This window comes from Streptomyces sp. 71268, assembly GCF_029392895.1.
Lineage (GTDB): Bacteria > Actinomycetota > Actinomycetes > Streptomycetales > Streptomycetaceae > Streptomyces.
The window spans coordinates 7598324-7618459 of sequence record NZ_CP114200.1; the positions used below are offsets into that span (position 1 = coordinate 7598324).

Sequence of the window (20136 nt, forward strand, 5' to 3'; positions counted from 1 at the left end):
GATTCGCTGGGACAAGCCGCCCCGGGCCTCGGTAAGTATGGCCAGCACACTGTAGGGGGCGACAACTGTTGTTGTCGCGGGCGGCCTGGGGGGCCTAGGGTGCGAGGCATGCCAGGCAAGAACTTCGACCTGCGGACCACTTCGCACGAGACAGCCGCCATCGCTGACGTGGCGGTGGACGGCCTTGCACGGCGCCTTACCCAACAGTTGCTGGAGACAGGCTCCCCACGCTGGGCATCGGGCGAGCTACCGGAGGCTTTGGCCCTGCTCCACGTGCTCGACCATCTCCAGCAAGCCACCGAACGGCTCCAGCGTGAGGCGGCCGTGGCGGCCGCCCGCGCGGGCGCCAGCTATCCGCAGCTCGGCTCCGCGTGCGGCATGACCCGCCAGGGCGCCCGGCGTCGCTGGCCGGGCCTTTTCCACCACTCAGACGAGAAACCCACGGAGCACCCGATGATGGCCACCCCCGCCCGCCCCCTCGACGTCCTGCTCGTCGAGGACGACGTCGCCGACGCCATGCTCATCGAGGAAGCCCTCTCCGAGCGTGGAGCCCGCAACCTGGTCCGGGTCACCGACGGAGTCGCCGCGCTGGAACACCTGCGCGCCCCCGACTCCCCGCGGCCCGACCTCATCGTTCTCGATCTGAACATGCCCCGGATGAACGGCCGCGAGCTGCTGAGGATCCTCAAGGGCGACGAGGACCTGCAGACCATCCCCGTGGTCGTGCTCACCACGTCCACCGCCCCGGACGACGTCACCAGCGCGTACAGCAGCCACGCCAACGCCTACGTGACCAAGCCCGTGAACCTCGAGGAGTTCGAGCAGGCCGTCCAGAGCATCGACGCCTTCTACCTCGACACGGCCACCCGACCCCGCCCCTGACCAGCCTCCCGGGTGACCGCGCGAGCCGGTGCGTTCCGCCCTCGCACCGAGTGGGCGCGTCGTGCCGACGGGCCGAAAGCACGGAGCGGGCACGGCCGTGCGGGGGCGCGGCCCGCCGTGGCGGCCGTACCCCCGCACCCGTACTCCGAGCGGTACGCGGGTCAGCGCTGGGCCCGCTCCGGGGTCGCGCCGAGGAGGCGGGCCAGCACCTTCGGTAGTTCGGTGGCCACCTCACTGGTCTGGGCGCGCCAGGCCACGTGGCCGTCTGGGCGCACCAGGACGCAGCCGTCCGAGTCGACCTCGCGCAGCCGCTCCCAGGTGCCGTACGGGTCGCGCAGGCCCTCCGCCGCGCCGATGGTGCGCACCGTGACGGTGACCCCGGTCAGCCGCGTGGCCTCGCCGGCCGCATCGTGCCACGCCTCGCCGCCGCGGCCGGTGAGCAGGACGAACCGGCCCCGGCCGACCATGTCGAGCGTGGAGACCCGGCGCCGGCCGTCCTCCAGCCAGGCGTGCGGGAGCCGGGCGCCCGGCCAGGTGGTGGGCTGGTAGTACAGCTCGGGGTCGGTCTCCTGCGTGGGTTCCGGCGTGCCGTCGTCCACTCGGGCCCCGGCGCGGTAGCGGTAGCCGATCTCCACGCCGTGCGCGTTGACCTGGTAGTTGATCTGGTGGGTCGCGGCGGCCAGGGCCGCCCGGCGCTCGGCCGCCTCCGGTGTGTCGTCGGCGAGGCCGCGCAGCAGCGCGGACTGCTCCGCGGCGCTCTGCTCGGCGGTGAAGCCCAGCGCCGCCGGGATGGCGAGGAAGTCCAGCATGCTGCGGACCGCGCGGTCGACGATCTGGCCGCCCACCGGCAGCCGCTCGCTCTGGTAGGTGTCGAGCAGCTCGGGCCCGGCGGTCCCCTCCAGCACCAGCCGCAGCTTCCAGCACAGGTTGAACGCGTCGGCGACCGCCGAGTTCAGGCCGAGGCCGTTGGTGGGCGGCATCTGGTGCACGGCGTCCCCGACACAGAACACCCGCCCCGACGCGTACCGGGGCGCGACGACCGCGTTGACCTCCCACGGCGAGACGTGCTTGATCGTGACGTTGACCGAGGGGTCGCCGACGCTCTCCCGGATGTGGCCGACCACCTCCTCGTGGTCGTCCGGGTCGAACTCCTCGTCGGGGCCGAAGAAGCGCAGGTAGACCCACTCGTTCCAGGGCCTGATGCTGACGAAGACCCGGCCGTCCTCGGGCGGGTTGCCCGGCACGGCGCCCATGTACAGGATCGCGGGACGGTCCTCGCAGTAGCGGGAGAGGTCCGCCTCGAACCAGATCGACGCCACCTTCGCCAGGCCGGTCTGCCCCGCGAGGGTGAGCCCCGCCTGTTCCATCACCCGGCTGTTGGCGCCGTCCGCGCCGATCAGGTAGTCGCAGCGCACCTCGTACTCCAGGCCCGTTCGACGGTCGGCGATCACCGCGGTGACCCCGTCCGCGTCCTGCGTCATGCGCAGGAACTCCTGGCCGAAGCGCAACTCGCCCACGTGGGCCCGCTCCGCCTCCCGGACCAGGATCGGCTCCAGCAGGTGCTGCGGCAGGTTGCACATCTGGCTCGGGCTGGCGGCGCGGTAGTCGCCGATCCGGTCCGGGCCGTTGCCGTACGCGTCGAGCCGGCTGACCTCGGGACCCGCGAAGGTCGACATGAACACGTGGTTGGCCAGCAGCGGGCTGGGCGTCGCCGCCTCCAGCACCGCCTCCTCGACACCCAGGTCGCGCAGGATCTCGCCGGTGCGCTGGTTGAGCAGGTGGGCGCGGGGGGTGTTCGCGCTCGTCTCGTACTTGCCGACCACCAGATGCCGTATGCCGTAACGCGACAGCGCCAGCGAGGCCGTCAGTCCCGCCGGGCCGTTGCCCACGATCAGTACCGGTACGTGCACGTGCGGAGCCTCCTGGAACGCGGTGCGGGTGGGATGCGTGGCGCTCTCGCCGGTGCTCACGAGGCGACCTTCCTGGCGTAGCCGCCGTAGATGACCGAGGTGTCCTTGGCCGCCCTGAGCTGGAACCTGCGGCCCAACTCGCCGTAGGTGATCTCGCCGCGCGCCCGGCTGCGCATCGCGCGCAGCAGCTCCAGCGGCGGCCGGCTGGAGGCGAAGCCGACCAGGTCCTCGTTGCGCAGGCCGTGGGTGCGGAAGAGGGCGTGCAGCTCGGCGGGCTTGATGAAGCCGTTCCAGTCGTGCAGGTCCTTGGGCGCGAAGCGGACGGACTTCCAGTCCTGCGCCATCTTGATCATGCCGAGCTTGGACCGGAAGGTGCGGTTGATCGTGTCGTACAGGTAGTAGCCGCCGGGCTTGAGCACCCGGACCGCCTCGCTGATCGCCCGGTCGGTGTCCGTGACGTGTTCCAGGGTGTCGCAGCAGTACACCAGGTCGAAGGAGGCGTCGGGGAAGTCGAGCTGCTCCGCGAACCCCTCCTGGTAGCGGATGCTCAGCCCCTCGGCGCGGGCGTGCTCGGCGGCGGCCTTCAGCGAGGGGCCCGACGGGTCCACGCCGGTGACCTGGGCGCCCGCCCGTGCGAACCGCTCGGCGAGCAGTCCGCCACCGCAGCCGATGTCCAGCATCCGCTGGCCCGTCAGGTCCAGGCCGAGCCGGCTGGTCAGCACCTCGTGGAAGTAGTCGAACCGGGGCGGGGTGAACGCCTCCAGGGTGGCGAACGGCTGGTTGTCGTCCCACCACGAGAGGTGGTTGTACACGTCGTTGTCGACTGGCATGGTCGGTGGCTCCTCAGGAGAGCTTGATGGTCGGACGGCGGACGTCGAGCCAGACGGCCAGGTCGAGCACCCGCTCGAACGCCTCCCGCTCGTCGGGCTCGACGGCCTCGGGCAGGCCGCGGGCGGCCTTGGTCAGGGCGTCCCGGTCGAAGAACTCCACCGCGCGGTGGTCGTCGGTCAGCAACTCGGCCACCTGGCGCTGGAGTTCGCTTACGTACCGCGTCTCCTGGGTGTGCGGGTAGAGGGCCTTCACCCGCTCCACCACCGAGCGCGGCAGGAGGTCCTGGACGGCCGCGCGCAGCAGGCTCTTCTCGCGGCCGTCGAACGTCTTCATCGACCAGGGCGTGTTGTACACGTACTCCACCAGGCGGTGGTCGCAGATCGGCACCCGTACCTCCAGACCGACCGCCATGCTCATCCGGTCCTTGCGGTCCAGGAGCATCCCCAGCAGGCTCGTCAGGTGCACGTAGCAGAACTCGCGCATCCGCCGCTCGTGCTCGTCCTCGCCCGGCACCGCCGGGATCTCGGCCACCGACCGCGCGTAACGGTGCTGCCAGTAGCCGGGCACATCCAGCGTGCCGACCAGCAGCTCCGGGCTGATCAGCTTGGTGGGGTGGGACTTGGGGCTGAGCCCGGAGGCCGTCACCCACGGGAACATCGGGGCCTGCTGCACCGTCGGGTGGTGAAACCACGGGTAGCCGCCGAAGATCTCGTCCGCCGATTCACCCGAAAGGGCTACCGTAGAGTGCTCGCGTACCGCCTTGAACAACAGGTACAGCGAGTTGTCCGCCTCGCCGAAGCCGAAGGGCAGGTCGCGGGCGGTGACCGTGGCCCGCCGCACCTCGGGATTGGCCAACTCCTGGTGGTCGAGCCGGATGTCGTGGTGCACGGTCCCGACGTGTTCGACCACCTCGCGGGCGAACGGCGCGTCCTGCGAGCCGCGCAGCTCGTCGGGGCGGAACGCCTCGGGCTGCTCGAAGTCGACGGTGAAGGTACGGGTCCGCTCGCCACGCTCGGCCAGGTGGCGCCCGGCCAGGGCGGTCAGGGCGCTGGAGTCGAGCCCGCCGGAGAGCAGGACGCACTGCGGCACGTCGGCCACCACCTGGTGCCGCACACTGTCCTCAAGCAGCTCGCGCACGCGGCGTACGGTGGTCTCGGTGTCGTCGCGGTGCTCGGCGGCCTCCAGGCTCCAGTACGCGCGCTCGCGCAGGCCCGAGCGGTCCAGCACGACCAGGTTGCCGGGTTTCACCTCGCGCATGCCGGCCCACACCGAGCGCCCCGGCTCCTTGACGAACGCGAACAGCTCGCGCATGCCGTCGGTGTCCACCACCGGCTCGACCTCGGGGTGGGCGAGGACGGCCTTGGCCTCCGAGCCGAAGACCACTCCGTCCTCGGTCTCGTAGTAGTACAGCGGCTTGATGCCGAGCCGGTCACGCAGCAGGACCAGCCTGTCCGCCCGCCCGTCCCAGATCCCCAGCGCGTACATGCCGGTGAGCCGGTCCGCGACGCCCTCGCCCCACTCCAGGTAGCCGCGCAGGACCACCTCGGTGTCGCTCGCGGTGCGGAACGCGTGCCCACGCCGGCGCAGTTCGTCGCGCAGCTCGACGAAGTTGTACGCCTCGCCGCTGTACGTCAGGACCACCGGGCCGTCCGGGGTCGGCGCGACCATGGGTTGGACGCCGCCCGGCAGGTCGATGACGGACAGCCGACGGTGCCCGAGCGCGGCGGACGGTGACAGCCAGGTTCCCTCGGCGTCCGGGCCCCGGCACAGCATGGTGGCCGTCATCGCGTCCAACGCGGCCTGTTCAGCGCTCAGGTCCCGCCGGAAGGCGATCCACCCGGTGATCCCGCACATACGTCCTCTTTCCTGTGGTGTTTCCTGTGGTGTTTCCCGTGACGGTTCTGCGATGGCTGGGCAGGGGCCGGGCAGCCCGGCGAGCTGGCGGCCGGCCCGTCAGCGGCCGGCGGCGGCCCGTTGGGTGGCCATGTAGCCGGGCAGGCCGTCGATGTGGGAGCGCCCCACCGGGGCGAAGGAGAGCTTGTCCAGGGCCGGACCGAAGAACGACCAGGGCCGGTTGAGTTCGGCCGCCCAGCGCCAACTGAACCGGGCGCCGTACGGGGTCGGTTCCACGACGTAGTCCTCCACCAGGTGCCGGAAGATCGACCGGGTGCCGGCCACCCCGGTGAACGTCTTGCGGTGCCCCTCCTCCCAGCGGAAGAAGCGCTCGCGCAGGGTGAAGTCACCGCCCATCTCGATCTCTCGCGTGGTTCCGACGCCGAACGGCCGCGGCGAGGTCCAGGTCAGTCGCCGCATGCCCTTGGTCCAGCTCGACACCCCGTCCCCGGTCAGCGCCTCCCAGGTCTCCTGTGCCGAGTACGGCACCTCCACCGAGCGGGCGTGGTAGAGCGGGGCCGTGGCGAACAGGGTGTCGTCGGCCTCCTCGATCGGATACCAGCGTGCGGTCATGGGTGTGGTTCCTCTTCCGTGTGGTGGGCCCACGGCGTCGTCGCGGCGGGACGGGCAGGACGGGCACGTTTGTCGGGGGTGGGAGCGGGGGGCGGTGCTGGGCGGCGGGGTGCGGCCACGCGGGGTGTCGGCCCGGTGCGGGACCGGGCTCACGCGGGCTTACGGGCCCGGAAGAGCGCGACGCTGCCGCGGGTCACCAGGTCGAAGTCGTCGAAGTTCTGCTTCAACTGGTCGCGGAGGTCTTCCAGGTTGTCCTCGGAGTTGTGGAAGACGCCCTTGTCGTTGAGGTTGTTCATCAGCCACCGCCCGGACCGGGTCACCGGGACCCCCGCGTACAGGATGGTGCTGCCGAACACCGTGCCGCCGGGCCTGACCGCCGCCGCGGCGTGCCGGATGGCCACGCCCTTCTCCCGCAGGCTGCCCGGCACGCAGTGCAGCAGGAAGCTGAGGGCGGCCGAGTCGTGGCTCTCCGCCGGCACCGGGAGCGGCTCCAGCGCGTTGGCGACGACCTTGGTGGTCTCGTAGAACGCCAGCCGCCGCGCGGTGAAGTCCAGGGTGCTGGGGTTGAGGTCGGCCAGCGTGATCTTCGGGTTGGAGACCGGGAACCGGGTGCGGCTCAGGAGGTAGCCGGTGCCGACGCCGAGTTCCAGGTGGCTGGCCCCGACGCTGGTGGCGTACATCCGGAGGAAGTTCCGCGGCGAGCAGCGCCAGAAGAGCGGGGCGCTGCCACGGAACACCACCAGGTCGTAGAAGGCGAGGGCACGCGGGTGGTAGGCGGACTGGCCGTCCAGGACCTCCTGGTCCACCGGTCCGGGCTGCTGGTCGTGTGTGCTGGTCATCGCTGGTCACCCTTGGTCGCGGTTCGGCTGGACGTGGTGCGGAGTCGTGGTCGTACGGGGGCGGGGCGCGCGGCCGGGCCGTGGCGCGGTCAGTGCGGCTCCCCGAGGTGGTCGCCGACGGCCCGCAGGGTGGCCGTGGCGTGGTCGCCGAGTACGGAGAAGTGGTCGCCCGGCACCTGGAGTTCGGTGTGCTCGCCCGGCCAGGCCGGCTGCCAGTCGGTCGCGGGGAACCCGGGGAGCGGCGCGGTGGACCTGACCTGGAGGACCGGGGTGGCGAGCGCACGCGGCAGCCAGTCCGCGAACAGGGCGCCGTAACCGCCCATCGCCGTGAGGCAGACGTCGTCGAGCGCCGCACCGGCCGGCGCGAGCCCGCCGTCGCCGGTGGTGAGGCCCGCGCCGAGCGCCGCCTGGATACGGGGGAGCACCGGGCTGCCGGGCGGATAGCTGTCCAGCAGCACCAGGCACACCGGCGGGGTGCCGAGTTCCTCCAGGCGCTCGGTCACCGCGTGCGCGATCCAGCCGCCCGCGGAGTGGCCGACGAGGGCGAACGGGGCGTCCCCGCGTATCTGGCCGACATCGGACGCGTGCAGGTCCACGAGCGCCCCCAGGTCGGCGGGGAGCGCCTCACCGTCGACGAAGCCGGGAGCCGGCACCGCCCACAGGTCCCGCTGACCCCGGGCGGCCGAGGCCAGCCGGGCGTACTGGTGGGCCCCCGACCTGCCGGCGAAGGACGGGAAGCAGACCAGCCGGGGGAAGGCCGGCCCGTGCGCGAGCCGGACCGGGGCCGCGCGCCGGGTCAGGTCGGACGCCGCCGCGAAGGTCTCCCGGAAGCGGGACGCGTCCCGCAGTAGGACATCGAACTCCGCGAAGTGGCCCGCCCGGGCGGCCCGCACGGCCAGCGAACCCAGCAGGCCCACCGGCTCGGCCACCGCCGCACCGTCGGCCGCCGGCCCTGCGACCGCCGGCTTCTCGGCCGTCGTCTCTTCGGTCGGCGGCGCCTCCGCTTCCGGCCCGGCGGGCGCCGGCGCGGGGGCGGCGGTCCGGGCCTCGGGGCCGAGCGCCTCCCACCCGGCCTGGAGGTGTGCCGCCAGATCGTCCAGGGTGGGGTGCTCGAAGACGGCCGTACTCGACAGGGACACCCCCGTCGCACGGTGCAGGCTGTCCCGCAGTTCGGTCGCGGCCAGCGAGTCGATGCCCAGCTCCGGCAGGCCGAGGGCGGCCTCGACCTCGTCGGTCGCCGGGTGCCCGAGTACGGCCGCCACCTGGGTGACCACCAACGCCCGCAACTCCGTACGGCGCCCCGCCCCGTCCAACCCCGCGAGCCGCGCCCCGAGTACGGCCGCGCCGCCACCCCCCGCCGCGCCGTCGTCCCCCGTCGCCCCGACCGGCTCGTGGACCTCGTCCTGGCGCGGGCCCAGCGAGCCAACCGGCCAGAACCGCCGTCGCTGGAACGCGTACGTCGGCAGCTCGACCCGACGGCCCCCCGCGCCGCCGAACACCGCGTCCCACGCCACCGGCGTCCCGTGGGCGTACGCGTGGGCCAGCGCCGCCAGGGCGCTCTCGGGCTCCGGCCTGCCGCGCCGCAGCAGCGGCACCGCCGCCATGGAGCCGCCCCGTTCCACCGGCACCTCGCGGACCAACGCCGACAGCACACCGCCGAGCCCCAGTTCGAGCACACTGGTGATCCCGTCGGCGGCCAACCGGCGGGCCCCGTCGTGGAACCGGACCGTCTCGCGCACATGCCGCACCCAGTACGCCGGTGTGCCCAACTCCTCGGCGGTGGCCAGCGCACCACTCACGTTGGACAGCACCGGCACGCGCGGCGCCCGGTACGTCAGCGAGGCCGCGACCTCGCCGAACTCCGCCAACACACCCTCCGTCAGCGGCGAGTGGAAGGCCCGTCCCACCCGCAGCTCCCTGGTCCTGCGCCCCTGGCCGGCGAAGACGGCGGCGACCTCGGCGACCGCCTCGGCGACCCCGGAGACCACGGTGGCGCGAGGCCCGTTGACGGCCGCGACGGAGACCTGGTCGGCGCACCCGGCCAGCAGCGGGAGCACCTCGTCCTCGCTCGCCTCAAGGGCGGTCATCGCGCCGCCCTCCGGCGTCGCCTGGAGCAGCCGGGCCCGGGCCGCTACCAACCGACAGGCGTCATCGGCCGACCACACCCCGGCCACGTGCGCGGCGGCCAACTCCCCGACGGAATGCCCGCCGACACAGTCCGGTACGACACCGAAGGACTCAAGGAGCCGGTACGCGGCGACCCCCACCGCGAACAGCCCGGGCTGGGTGTACACCGTCTCGTCCAACAGCCGCGCCCTCGCGGTGCCCTCAGCCGCGAACAACACCGACAGCAGTCCCGGCCGCCCCGCGTCGTCCGCGTGCTCGTCCAGCAAGCCACACATCTCGTCAAGCGCCCGCGCGAAGACCGGAAAGGCGTCGTAGAGGCCGCGCCCCATCCCCGGCCGCTGGCTGCCCTGACCGGGGAACAGGAACCCCGTCCGGCCGCCGGTGGCCGTGCCCCGCACCACACCCGGCGCGTCCTCGCCCGCCGCCAGCGTGGCGAGCCCCGCGAGCAGGCCAGCACGCCCGCCGTCGGCGCCCTGCCGGTCGGCGAGGACCACCGCGCGGTGCGACAGCCCGGCCCGGGAGGCCGCCAGCGCGCGAGCGACGTCCACCGGGTCCAGTTCGGGCCGCCGGACCAGGTGCTCCCGCAACCGCTCGGCCTGGGCCCGCAGGCCCCGCTCGCCGCGCGCGGACAGGGGCCACAGCACCACCGGTGGCACGTGCCCGGCCGGGGCGGCTTCCGCACCCTCCGGGACCGCCGCGCGGACCGGCTCCGGAACCGGCTCCGCCGTGTCCGCCGTCGGCTCGGGCTCGGGTTCGGGTGGCGCCTGTTCGATGAGCACGTGCGCGTTGGTGCCGCTGATGCCGAAGGCGGACACCCCGGCCCGGCGCGGTCGGCCGGTGTCCGGCCAGGCCACCGGCTCGGCGAGGAGCGCGACCCGCCCGCTGTCCCACTCCACGTGCGGGGTGGGCTCGCCCAGGTGCAGCGTCGGGGGCAGCACCCCGTGCTCCATCGCCTTCACCATCTTGATCAGCCCGGCGACCCCCGCCGCGGCGGCCGTGTGACCGATGTTGGACTTCACCGAACCCAGCCACAGCGGCCGGTCGGCCGGCCGGTCCTGGCCGTACGTGGCGAGCAGGGCCTGCGCCTCGATCGGGTCACCCAGCGGCGTGCCCGTGCCGTGCGCCTCCACCGCGTCCACCTCGGCCGGAGCCAGCCGGGCGTTGGCGAGCGCCTGCCGGATGACGCGCTGTTGTGAGGGCCCGTGAGGCGCGGAGAGGCCGTTGCTCGCACCGTCCTGGTTGGTGGCGCTGCCGCGTACCGTGGCCAGCACCGGATGGCCGTTGCGCCGGGCGTCGGACAGCCGTTCCAGGAGGAGCAACCCGACCCCCTCGCCCCATGTGGTGCCGTCGGCGGCCGAGGAGAACGGCTTGCAGCGGCCGTCGGGCGCCAGCCCGCGCTGCCGGCTGAAGCTGATGAACGCCTGCGGCGTGGACAGCACCGTCACCCCACCGGCCAGCGCCAGCTCACTTTCGCCCGACCGCAGCGACTGACAGGCCAGGTGCAGCGCGACCAGCGACGACGAGCAGGCGGTGTCCACCGTGACGGCCGGACCTTCGAGCCCGAACGCGTACGCCAACCTGCCGGACAACACGCTGGCCGCGTTGCCGGTCATCAGGTACCCCTCGATGTCAGCCGAGGCCCCGAGGACGAGCTGCGGATAGTCCTGGCCACTGGAGCCGGCAAAGACACCGGTACGGCTGCCGCGCGTGCTCGTCGGGTCGATGCCCGCGCGCTCGAACACCTCCCACGCGGTCTCCAGCAGCAACCTCTGCTGCGGGTCCATGGCCAGCGCCTCGCGCGGCCCGATCCCGAAGAACGCGGCGTCGAACGCGTGCGCGTCGGCGACGAACCCGCCTTCCCGCGTGTACGTACGGCCACTGCGGCCCGGATCGGGGTGGTAGATCCCCGCCACGTCCCAGCCACGGTCTTCGGGGAAGGCCGAGATGGCGTCGGTACCCTCGGCGACCAGCCGCCACAGGTCCTCCGGGCTGCCCACACCACCCGGAAACCGGCAGGCCATCGAGACGATCGCGATCGGATCGTCGCCACCCTCGGGCGCCGTCCGCGCCGCCACCACTGGTCGCGGCGCACGCTGGCCCCCGACACCCGCCAACTCGGCACCCGCCAACTCGGTGCGCAGCCGCCGACTCAGCTCCCGTGGCGTCGGGTGGTCGAAGACCACGGTCGCGGGAAGCCGCACACCGGCCGCCGCGATCAGTCGGTTACGCAGTTCCACGGCGGTGAGCGAGACGAAGCCCAACTCGTTGAAGGAACGCCCGACATCCAGCGGCCCCTCCAGGCCGAGGACCACGGCGGCGTGCGTCCGTACCAGTTCGAGCAGCATCCGTTCCTGCTCCACCTCGGACCGGCCAGCCAGTTCCCGCCGCAGCTCCGCCCCCGCCGAGTCACCCTCCTCCGCGTCCTCACCCGACGCGGCCAGCGGCGCGACGCCCAACGCCCTGGCGTCCACCCAATAGCGCCGCCGTTGGAAGGGGTAGGTGGGGAGGTCGAGTTGTGGTGCGGTGGTGGGGAGGAGGGTGGTCCAGTTGATGGGGGTGTTGTGGGTGTGGAGGTGTGCGGCGTGGGTGAGGAGTTGGGTCCAGGTGCCGTGGTCGCGGCGGAGGGTTGCGGTGATGGTGGTGGGTTGGTTGGTGTGGTCGGTGATGTCGTGGAGTGGGGTGGTGAGGACGGGGTGGGGGCTGATTTCGATGAAGGTGGTGTGTCCGTTGGTGAGGGCGGTGGTGGTGGCGTGGGTGAGGAGTACGGGTTGGCGGAGGTTGGTGTACCAGTAGTGGGCGGTGAGTTGGGTGGTGTCGAGGGCTTCGCCTGTGGTGGTGGAGTAGAAGGGAATGTCGCTGGTGGTGGGCTTTATGTCGCCAAGCTGGTTATGTAGTTGCTCGCGTACGGATTCCACGTGGGGGCTGTGAGAGGCGTAGTCGACGTTAATGCGTCGGGCGTGGATGTCGTGTTCTTCGCAGTGTTGGAGCAGGTCTTCGACTGCGGTGGTGTTGCCGGCGATGACGGTGGTGTGGGGTCCGTTGTGCGCGGCGACGTGGAGTTCTTGTCCCCAGGCTCCGGGGAGCTGTTGGGTTGCCTCGGGCGTAAGGGTGAGGGAGGCCATGGTGCCGTGGCCGGTGAGGGTGGTGTGAATGGCTTGGCTGCGGAGCGCGGTGACGCGGGCGCCGTCCTCAAGGGTCAAGGCACCCGCGATGACGGCCGCGGGAATCTCCCCTTGCGAGTGGCCGATGACGGCGGTGGGTTGGACGCCCAGCGACTGCCACACTCGGGCCAACGAGACCATGACGGCGAACAGCGCGGGTTGGACGACATCGACGCGTTCGATGGGTTGGCCGTTGGTGAGCACATCCGTCAACGACCAGTCGACATACGGCGCGAGGGCGTTCTCGCACTCGGCTATCGACTGTCGGAAGACCTCGGAGGCGTTCAGGAGGTCGGTGGCCATGCCGGTCCACTGCGAGCCCTGGCCCGGGAAGACGAAAACAGGCTTGGCGTGGTCGGCGTTGCCGGTGATCACGCTGGGGTGTTCCTCGCCCTTGGCGAGGGCGCGGAGCGCGTCCAGGAGGTGGTCGCGGTCGCGGGCGAGCAGGACGGCCCGGTGTTCGAGGGTGGCTCGCGTGCTGAGCAGGGCGTGCGCGACGGCGTACGGGTCGGTCTCGGGGTGGTCCTCGACGTACGCGGCGAGTTGCGCGGCCTGGGTACGGAGAGCCCGGTGGCCTCGTGCGGAGAGGACGATCGGGATGATGCCCGTCTCGACTGTGGCGCCCGTGCCTTCTGCGGCGGCCTGCGCATCCGGAGTGGCCTGCGGCTCGGGGGCCTGCTCCACGATGACGTGGGCGTTGGTGCCGCTGGCTCCGAAGGAGGAGACGGCGGCTCGGCGTGGCCGGTCTGTCTCGGGCCACCGTCGCTGCTCGGTGAGCAGGCGTACGGCGCCGGAGTCCCAGTCGACGTGGGGTGTGGGCTCGTCCACGTGCAGGGTCTTGGGCAGCGTCCCGTGGTTCAGCGCGAGGATCGCCTTGATGACGCCGGCGACGCCGGCTGCGGCCTGGGTGTGGCCGATGTTGGACTTGATCGAGCCCAGCCACAGGGGTCGGTCGTCGGGGCGGTTCTGGCCGTAGGTGGCGAGGAGGGCCTGGGCCTCGATCGGGTCGCCGAGGGTGGTGCCCGTACCGTGAGCCTCCACCGCGTCGATGTCGTCGGTGGTCAGCCTGGCGTTGCTCAGCGCCTGCCAGATGACGCGCTGTTGGGCCGGACCGTTGGGGGCGGTGAGCCCGTTGGACGCGCCGTCCTGGTTGATGGCCGAGCCGCGCACGACAGCGAGTACCTGGTGGCCGTTGCGTTGCGCGTCGGTGAGGCGTTCGAGAAGGAGGACGCCCACGCCCTCGCCCCATCCGGTGCCGTTGGCCGAGGCGGCGAATGCCTTGCAGCGGCCGTCGGGGGAGAGGCCGCGTTGTCGGCTGAACTCGATGAACATGCCGGGCGCGGCCATGACGGTGGCTCCGCCGGCCAGGGCCATGGTGGTCTCGCCGCGACGCAGCGACTGGGTGGCCAGGTGGAGGGCGACCAGTGAGGAGGAGCAGGCGGTGTCCACGGTGATCGCCGGGCCCTCAAGACCGAACACGTACGACAGCCGCCCGGAGATGACGCTGGCCGCGCCGCCCGACAGCAGGTATCCCTCCAGGTTCTCCGTCGCCCGCTGGACCAGGGAGGCGTAGTCCTGTTGGCCGGTGCCCATGAAGACGCCGGTGCTGCTGCCGCGCAGCGTGGTCGGGTCGATGCCGGCCCGCTCGAACGTCTCCCAGGTGGTCTCCAGGAGCAGTCGCTGTTGCGGGTCCATGGCCAGCGCCTCGCGCGGTCCGATCCCGAAGAAGCTTGCGTCGAAGTGACCCGCGTCGTCGACGAAGCAACCCTCGCGCCCGTACGTCGTACCGGGGTGGTCCGGGTCGGGGTCGTACAGCGCCTCCACGTCCCAGCCCCGGTCGGTGGGGAACGGTGTGGCGGTGTCCCGGCCCTCCGTGAGGAGGCGCCACAGCTTCTCCGGGGAGTCGGCACCGCCGGGGTAGCGGCAGGCCATGCCCACGACGGCGATCGGCTCGCCCTCGACGGACTCCAGGTCGTGGAGGCGGCGGCGCGTCTCCTGGAGGTCGGTCGACACCCGCTTGAGGAAGTAACGCAGCTTTTCCTCGGTCTCGCTCGCCACGGTGGTGCCACCCTTTCGGCAGGTCGGGAGGGACGGAGAAGGCGTGAGGCTCGATTGAGTGGTGGCCCCGGGGCCGGTCAGGAGATCCCGAGTTCGTTGGTGATGAAGTCGAAGACCTCGTCGTCCGCGGCGTCGTCCGCCAGCCCGCTGTCGGTGTCGGGAACGGCGGCGACCGGCCGGCCCTCCCAGCGGGCCAGGACGGCACGGAGCCGGGTGGCGATCCGTGGCTGGTCGGGGTGGTCGGGGCCGATGGCGGTCAGGGTGGCTTCGAACCTGTCGAGTTCGGCGAGTACCGGCACGCCGGCGGTGGGCGCCCCGTCCTGGGGGAGCGCGCCATCCAGATAGCGGGCCAGGGCCCGGGATGTCGGATGGTCGAAGACCAGGGTGGCCGGGAGCCGCAGCCCGGTGGAGGTGGCGAGCCGGTTCCGTAGCTCCACGGCGGTCAGGGAGTCGAACCCGAGGTCGTTGAAGGCCCGTTCACCGTGCACGGCCGTCGGGTCCGCGTGGCCGAGCACGGTGGCCACCGCGTCACGTACCAGGTCGAGCAGGGCGTCCTCGCGCTCGTCGGCCGCCAATCCGGCCAACCGTCCACGCCACCCGGCCACGGCAGGCGCTGCCCCCGGTGTCGTGGGTGTGCCGGTCAGGGTGTGCAGCAGCGGTGGCGCGGCGTCGGCCGTGCCGCGCAGGGCGGCCAGGTTCAGCCGGACCGCGAGCAGGGTGTGATCGTCCCCGGCCAGCGCGGCGTCGAAGAGCGCGAGTCCGTCGTGCGGGGCCAGCGGGAGGACGCCGGCGCGCCGCATCCGGCGCTGGGTCGCCTCGTCCAACTCCCCTGCCATCCCCGCCCGTTCCTCCCAGGGTCCCCAGGCCACGGAGCGGGCAGGCAGGCCGTGGGCGGCGCGGTGCTGGGCCAGCGCGTCGAGGAGGCTGTTCGCGGCGGTGTAGTTCCCCTGCCCGGCGCCGCCGAGGGTGGCCGCCGCCGAGGAGAACAGGACGAACGCGTCGAGCGCCATGCCCCGGGTCAGCTCGTGCAGGTGCCAGGCCGCGTCGGCCTTCGGCCGCAGTACCGCGTCGAAGCGTTCCGCCGTCAGCGCCTCCAGCGCCCCGTCGTCCACCACGCCCGCCGCGTGCACGACCGCGGTCAATGGCCGCTCCGTCGGAATCCCGGCCAACACGTCGGCCAGGGCCTGGCGTCGCGACACGTCACAGCTCGCGACCGTCACCCGCGCTCCGGCCGCGGCGAGTTCGGCCGTCAGCCGCTCGGCCTCGGGCGCCCGCGGGCCACGCCGGGTGAGCAGCAACAGGTCCCGTACGCCGTGCTCCGCGACCAGGTGCCGGGCGAGCAGCGAGCCCAGCGCGCCGGTGCCGCCGGTGATGAGGACCGTTCCGGCACGGTCGCCCAGGCGCGGAGTCGGGAGCGCGGGGTCCACGGCGGTCGGCCTGGCCCGGACCAGCCGGGGTGTGTGGAGGCCGGCGGGTCGCGCGGCGAGCTGTGGCTCGTCGGAACCGGCCGCCCGCCGCAGCGCCGCGCGGACGTCGGCGCCGGCGCCGAGGTCGAGCAGGACGAAACGGCCCGGGTGCTCGGCCTGCGCCGCCCGACCCAGCCCCCACAGCGGCGCCTGGGCGAGGTTCGGCACGTCCTCGTCCCGCCCGGCGGCCACCGCGCCGTGCGTCAGCACGACCAGCCGGGAGGCGGCGAAGCGCGGGTCGCCGACCCACGAGGTGAGCGCGGAGCTGGCCCACGCCAGCGTTTCCCTGGCCGCCTCGGGCACGGCCGCGCCGGGCGCGGCGTGCGGGCAGGTCAGGAAGACGGTCGTCGGCACCGGCCGCCCCCCAGCTACGGCCTCCGCGAGAGCCGCCAGGTCCGGATAGCGGTCGAGCGGGCCGCCGGTGGCCTCGGATGCCGAGTCCGCCAGCGGATCGTACGGCCCGACCAGGGCCCACTCCGCCTCGTCCGCCCCGGCGGCGTCCGCCGTGCCCGGGCCGGCGGCGGCCCACTCGACGCGGAACAACGCGTCCCCGGCCGGCGTACGGCCTGCGGCCCGCAACTGGGCCGGGGAGACCGGCCGCGCCCGCAGCGCGGCCACCGTCACGACGGGTGCGCCCGACTCGTCGGTCACCAGCAGCGACATGGCGTCCTGCCCGGCCGGGGAGAGGCGGACGCGCAGCCGGGCCGCGCCGGTACGCGAGCGTCGTACGCCGTTCCAGGCGAAGGGCAGCAGCACCTGCTCCCAGGTGCTGCCCACCAGGCCCGCGTGGAGCGCGGCGTCGAGCAGGGCGGGGTGCACGCCGTACCGGAGGGCCTCCGCCCGGTACGGCTCCGGCAGCTCCACCTCGCCATAGACGTCGTCGCCCACGTGCCACACCGCCTGCAGGCCCTGGAAGGACGGCCCGTAGGCGAAGCCGTCCAGGGCCACGGTGCGGTAGAAGTCGGCGATGTCGACGGGCACGGCACCCGGCGGGGGCCAGGCTCCGTCGAGCCCGGCGGAGTCGGCGGCGGGGCTGGCCTCGACCGCGGCGGTCAGCAGGCCGCTCGCGTGCCGGGTCCAGGGCTCGGTGTCGTCGCCGTCGGGACGGGAGTACACGGCCAGGGGCCGGCGGCCGTCCTCCTCGGGCGTTCCCACCCTGAGCTGCACCCGGACCGCGCCGTCGGCGGGCAGGATCAGCGGGCTCTCCTGGTCGAGCTCGTCGACGCCCTGGCACCGTGTCAACAGCGCCGCGTGCAGGGCCAGTTCGAGGAACGCCGTGCCGGGCACGACCACCGTGTCCAGGACGACGTGGTCGGCGATCCACGGATGGGAGCTGACCGACAGCCGGCCGGTCAGCAGCAGGCCGTCACCGTCGGCCGGGGTGAGGGCTGCGGCGAGCAGCGGGTGCCCGGCGGCCTCCAGGCCCAGGTCGGCGGGTTCGGCCGCGGCCGGTCGCGGCGGCAGCCAGTAGCGCTCGCCCTGGAAGGGATAGGTGGGCAGGTCGACCCGCGCCGTCGGGTCCGGACGGCCGGCGACATCGCCCAGGCAGGCTCGCCAGTCCACCCCGCACCCGCGCACGTGCAGCGTGGCCAGCGCGGTGAGCACCGTCGTCGACTCGGGCTGGCCGCCGCGGAGCAGCGGCACGGCGGCCACCTCGTCGGCGCTCGCGCCGAGCGCGTCCAGGGCGCCGTCGCGGGCCGCCGCGCACAGCACCCTGTCGGGGCCCAGCTCCAGGAAGGTGCGGACACCCTGTGCCGCCAGGTGCCGGACGCCGGCGTGGAAACGCACGGTCGCTCGGGCGTGGCGCACCCAGTAGTCGGCCGAGCGGACCTGCTCGCCGGTGACCGGCAGCCCGGTGACGTTGGAGATCAGCGGCAGCGTCGGCTCGTGGGTCGCCAGCCGGGACATGACCGTACGGAACGCGCTCAACATGCCGTCCATACGCGGCGAGTGGAAGGCATGGCTGACGCTCAGCTCCCTGGTGCGCCGGCCCCGGTCGCGTAGCGCGGTGGCGACCCGGCCCACGCCGTCCTCGTCACCCGACACCACCACCGAGGTCGGGCCGTTGACCGCGGCGATCTCCGCCGTCCCGTCGCCCCCGGCCAGCAGGGCCGCGACCTCCTCCTCGGTCGCCTCCACGGCCGCCATCGCCCCGCCCTCCGGCAACTCCTGCATGAGGCGGCCCCGGGCAGCCACCGCGGTCACCGCGTCCTCCAGCGAGAACACCCCGGCCACGTGCGCGGCGGCCAACTCGCCGACGGAGTGGCCGAGCAGGAAGTCCGGGCGTACCCCCCACGACTCCACCAGCCGGAACAGGGCCACTTCGAGGGCGAACAACGCGCACTGGGCCCAGGCCGTCCCCCGCAGCAGCCGCGCGTGTTCCGGGTAGCCGGCCGAGCCCTCCTCGGCGAGCAGCGCCTCGCGCAGCGGCAGGCCGGTCCGCTCGGTCAGCAGCGCGCAGTTGCGGTCCAGCGCCTCGGCGAAGACGGGGAAGAGCTGGTGCAACTCCCGCCCGGCACCCGGGCGTTGCGAGCCCTGCCCGGTGAAGAGGAACGCCAGCCCGCCGCCCCGCGCCGCCTCGCCCACGACGGTGTGTGCCGTGGTGGTGCCCCCGGCGAGCGCGTCGAGCCCGGCGAGCAGTTCGGTACGCCCGGCGCCGACGACCACGGCCCGCTGGGCGAGGTCGGCCCGGGTGGTGGCCAGCGCCCAGGCCACGGCGGACGGCTCCCAGTCGGGACGCGCGGCGACGGCCTCCCGCACCCGCAGGGCCTGCGCGCGCAGCGCCTCGGGGCTGGCGGCGGACAACGGCCAGGGGGTGACGACCACAGGCCGCTCCGCGCCCGCCACACCGCCGCCCACGGCCGCGTCCCTGCCCGGGACCGCGCCCTTGCCCGGGGTCGCGGCCGCGTCGCCGTCCGGAATCGACGCGGTGGCGACGGTCGACCCGGGAGAGGAGACGGGAGCGCCGTCCGTTCCGGTGTCGGCGGGGTCGGCGGCTTCGAGGATGACGTGGGCGTTGGTGCCGCTGATGCCGAAGGAGGACACCGCGGCTCGGCGGGGCCGGTCGGCCGCCGGCCACGAGCGCGCCTCGGTGAGGAGTTCCACCGCGCCCCGGGACCAGTCGACCCGCTCGGCCGGGGTGTCCACGTGCAGCGTGGGTGGCAGTACGCCGTGCCGCATCGCGAGCACGGTCTTGATGACCCCGGCGACGCCCGCGGCCAACTGGGTGTGGCCGATGTTGGACTTCACCGAGCCCAGCCACAGCGGCCGGTCGGCCGGTCGGTCCTGGCCGTAGGTGGCGAGCAGGGCCTGGGCCTCGATCGGGTCGCCGAGACGGGTGCCGGTGCCGTGCGCCTCCACCGCGTCCACCTCGTCCGGGGCCAGCCGCGCGTCGGCCAGCGCCTGCCGGATCACCCGCTGCTGTGCCGGCCCGCTCGGCGCGGTGAGCCCGTTGGACGCGCCGTCCTGGTTGACGGCGCTGCCCCGCAGCACGGCCAGCACCCGGTGCCCCGCGCGGCGAGCCTCCGACAGCCGCATGACAAGGAGCAGGCCCACGCCCTCGCCCCAGGAGGTGCCGTCGGCGGCGCTGGCGAACGCCTTGCAACGGCCGTCCGGCGCGAGCCCACGCTGGCGGCTGAACTCCACGAACATGTGCGGCGCCGCCATCACGGCGGCCCCGCCCACCAGCGCCGCGGTGCACTCGCCCGCCCGCAGCGCCCGCGCCGCCAGGTGCAGGGCCACCAACGACGAGGAGCACGCGGTGTCCACGGTCAGCGCGGGCCCCTCAAGGCCGAAGGCGTAGGCCAGCCGCCCGGAGGCGACGCTGACCGTCGTCCCGGTCAACAGGTAGCCCTCGGTGCCCTCCGACGCCGCCTGCGAGCCCGCCCCGTACCCCAGCGGAGACACCCCGACGAACACGCCGATCCGCCTGCCACGCACCGACGTCGGATCGATGCCGGCCCGTTCGAAGACCTCCCACGCCGTCTCCAGGAGCAGCCGCTGCTGCGGGTCCATCGCCAGCGCCTCACGCGGGCTGATCCCGAAGAACGCGGCGTCGAAGCGTTCCGCGTCCCGCAGGAAGGCCCCGTGCCGCACATAGCTGTGGCCCGGCCGGTCCGGGTCCGGGTCGTACAGCGCCTCGGTGTCCCAGCCGCGCTCTGCGGGGAACTCGGTGACGGCGTCCCGGCCCTCGCTCAGCAACTGCCAGAAGTCCTCGGGCGACGTGACGCCGCCGGGGAACCGGCAGGCCATGTCGACGATCGCGATCGGCTCGTGTCGTTCCTCGGTGAGCTGGTGGTTGCGCTGCTCAAGGCGCTTGTTCTCCTTCACCGAGTGCCGCAGGGCCGCCAGGACGCGGTCGTGTGACGCGGGTGTCTGTGCTGCGGTCATCGTCTTC

Annotated in this window: 8 protein-coding genes; 1 reads left to right on the plus strand and 7 read right to left on the minus strand. The window is 73.4% G+C overall.

Features of this window, described 5'->3' with window-relative positions; all coding sequences use genetic code 11:
• The first annotated feature begins 108 nt into the window (after positions 1–108).
• A complete protein-coding gene (locus OYE22_RS30290; RefSeq protein WP_277323378.1) occupies positions 109–882 on the plus strand; it encodes a response regulator in 774 nt (257 codons plus the stop codon).
• A gap of 161 nt (positions 883–1043) precedes the next feature.
• Here the strand turns inward: OYE22_RS30290 and OYE22_RS30295 are convergent, their stop codons facing one another.
• From OYE22_RS30295 to OYE22_RS30325, 7 genes are all read right to left on the minus strand, one after another.
• On the minus strand, positions 1044–2852 hold the full coding sequence (locus OYE22_RS30295; protein WP_277323379.1) for an FAD-dependent monooxygenase: 1809 nt from the start codon (positions 2850–2852) through the stop codon (positions 1044–1046).
• Positions 2849–3622, minus strand: a complete 774-nt coding sequence (gene ubiG, locus OYE22_RS30300; RefSeq protein ID WP_277323380.1) for a bifunctional 2-polyprenyl-6-hydroxyphenol methylase/3-demethylubiquinol 3-O-methyltransferase UbiG — start codon at positions 3620–3622, stop codon at positions 2849–2851. The genes OYE22_RS30295 and ubiG overlap by 4 nt, the downstream gene beginning before the upstream one ends.
• 13 nt (positions 3623–3635) lie before the next feature.
• Positions 3636–5477, minus strand: a complete 1842-nt coding sequence (gene asnB, locus OYE22_RS30305; protein ID WP_277323381.1) for an asparagine synthase (glutamine-hydrolyzing) — start codon at positions 5475–5477, stop codon at positions 3636–3638.
• A gap of 99 nt (positions 5478–5576) precedes the next feature.
• A complete protein-coding gene (locus OYE22_RS30310) occupies positions 5577–6089 on the minus strand; it encodes an SRPBCC family protein (RefSeq protein WP_277323382.1) in 513 nt (170 codons plus the stop codon).
• A 149-nt stretch (positions 6090–6238) separates the two neighbouring features.
• Positions 6239–6928: a class I SAM-dependent methyltransferase gene (locus tag OYE22_RS30315; protein ID WP_277323383.1), complete on the minus strand. Its 690-nt coding sequence runs from the start codon at positions 6926–6928 to the stop codon at positions 6239–6241.
• An 89-nt stretch (positions 6929–7017) separates the two neighbouring features.
• Positions 7018–14274, minus strand: a complete 7257-nt coding sequence (locus OYE22_RS30320) for a type I polyketide synthase (RefSeq protein WP_277323384.1) — start codon at positions 14272–14274, stop codon at positions 7018–7020.
• A gap of 77 nt (positions 14275–14351) precedes the next feature.
• On the minus strand, positions 14352–20129 hold the full coding sequence (locus OYE22_RS30325; protein WP_277323385.1) for a type I polyketide synthase: 5778 nt from the start codon (positions 20127–20129) through the stop codon (positions 14352–14354).
• Positions 20130–20136 lie beyond the last annotated feature (7 nt).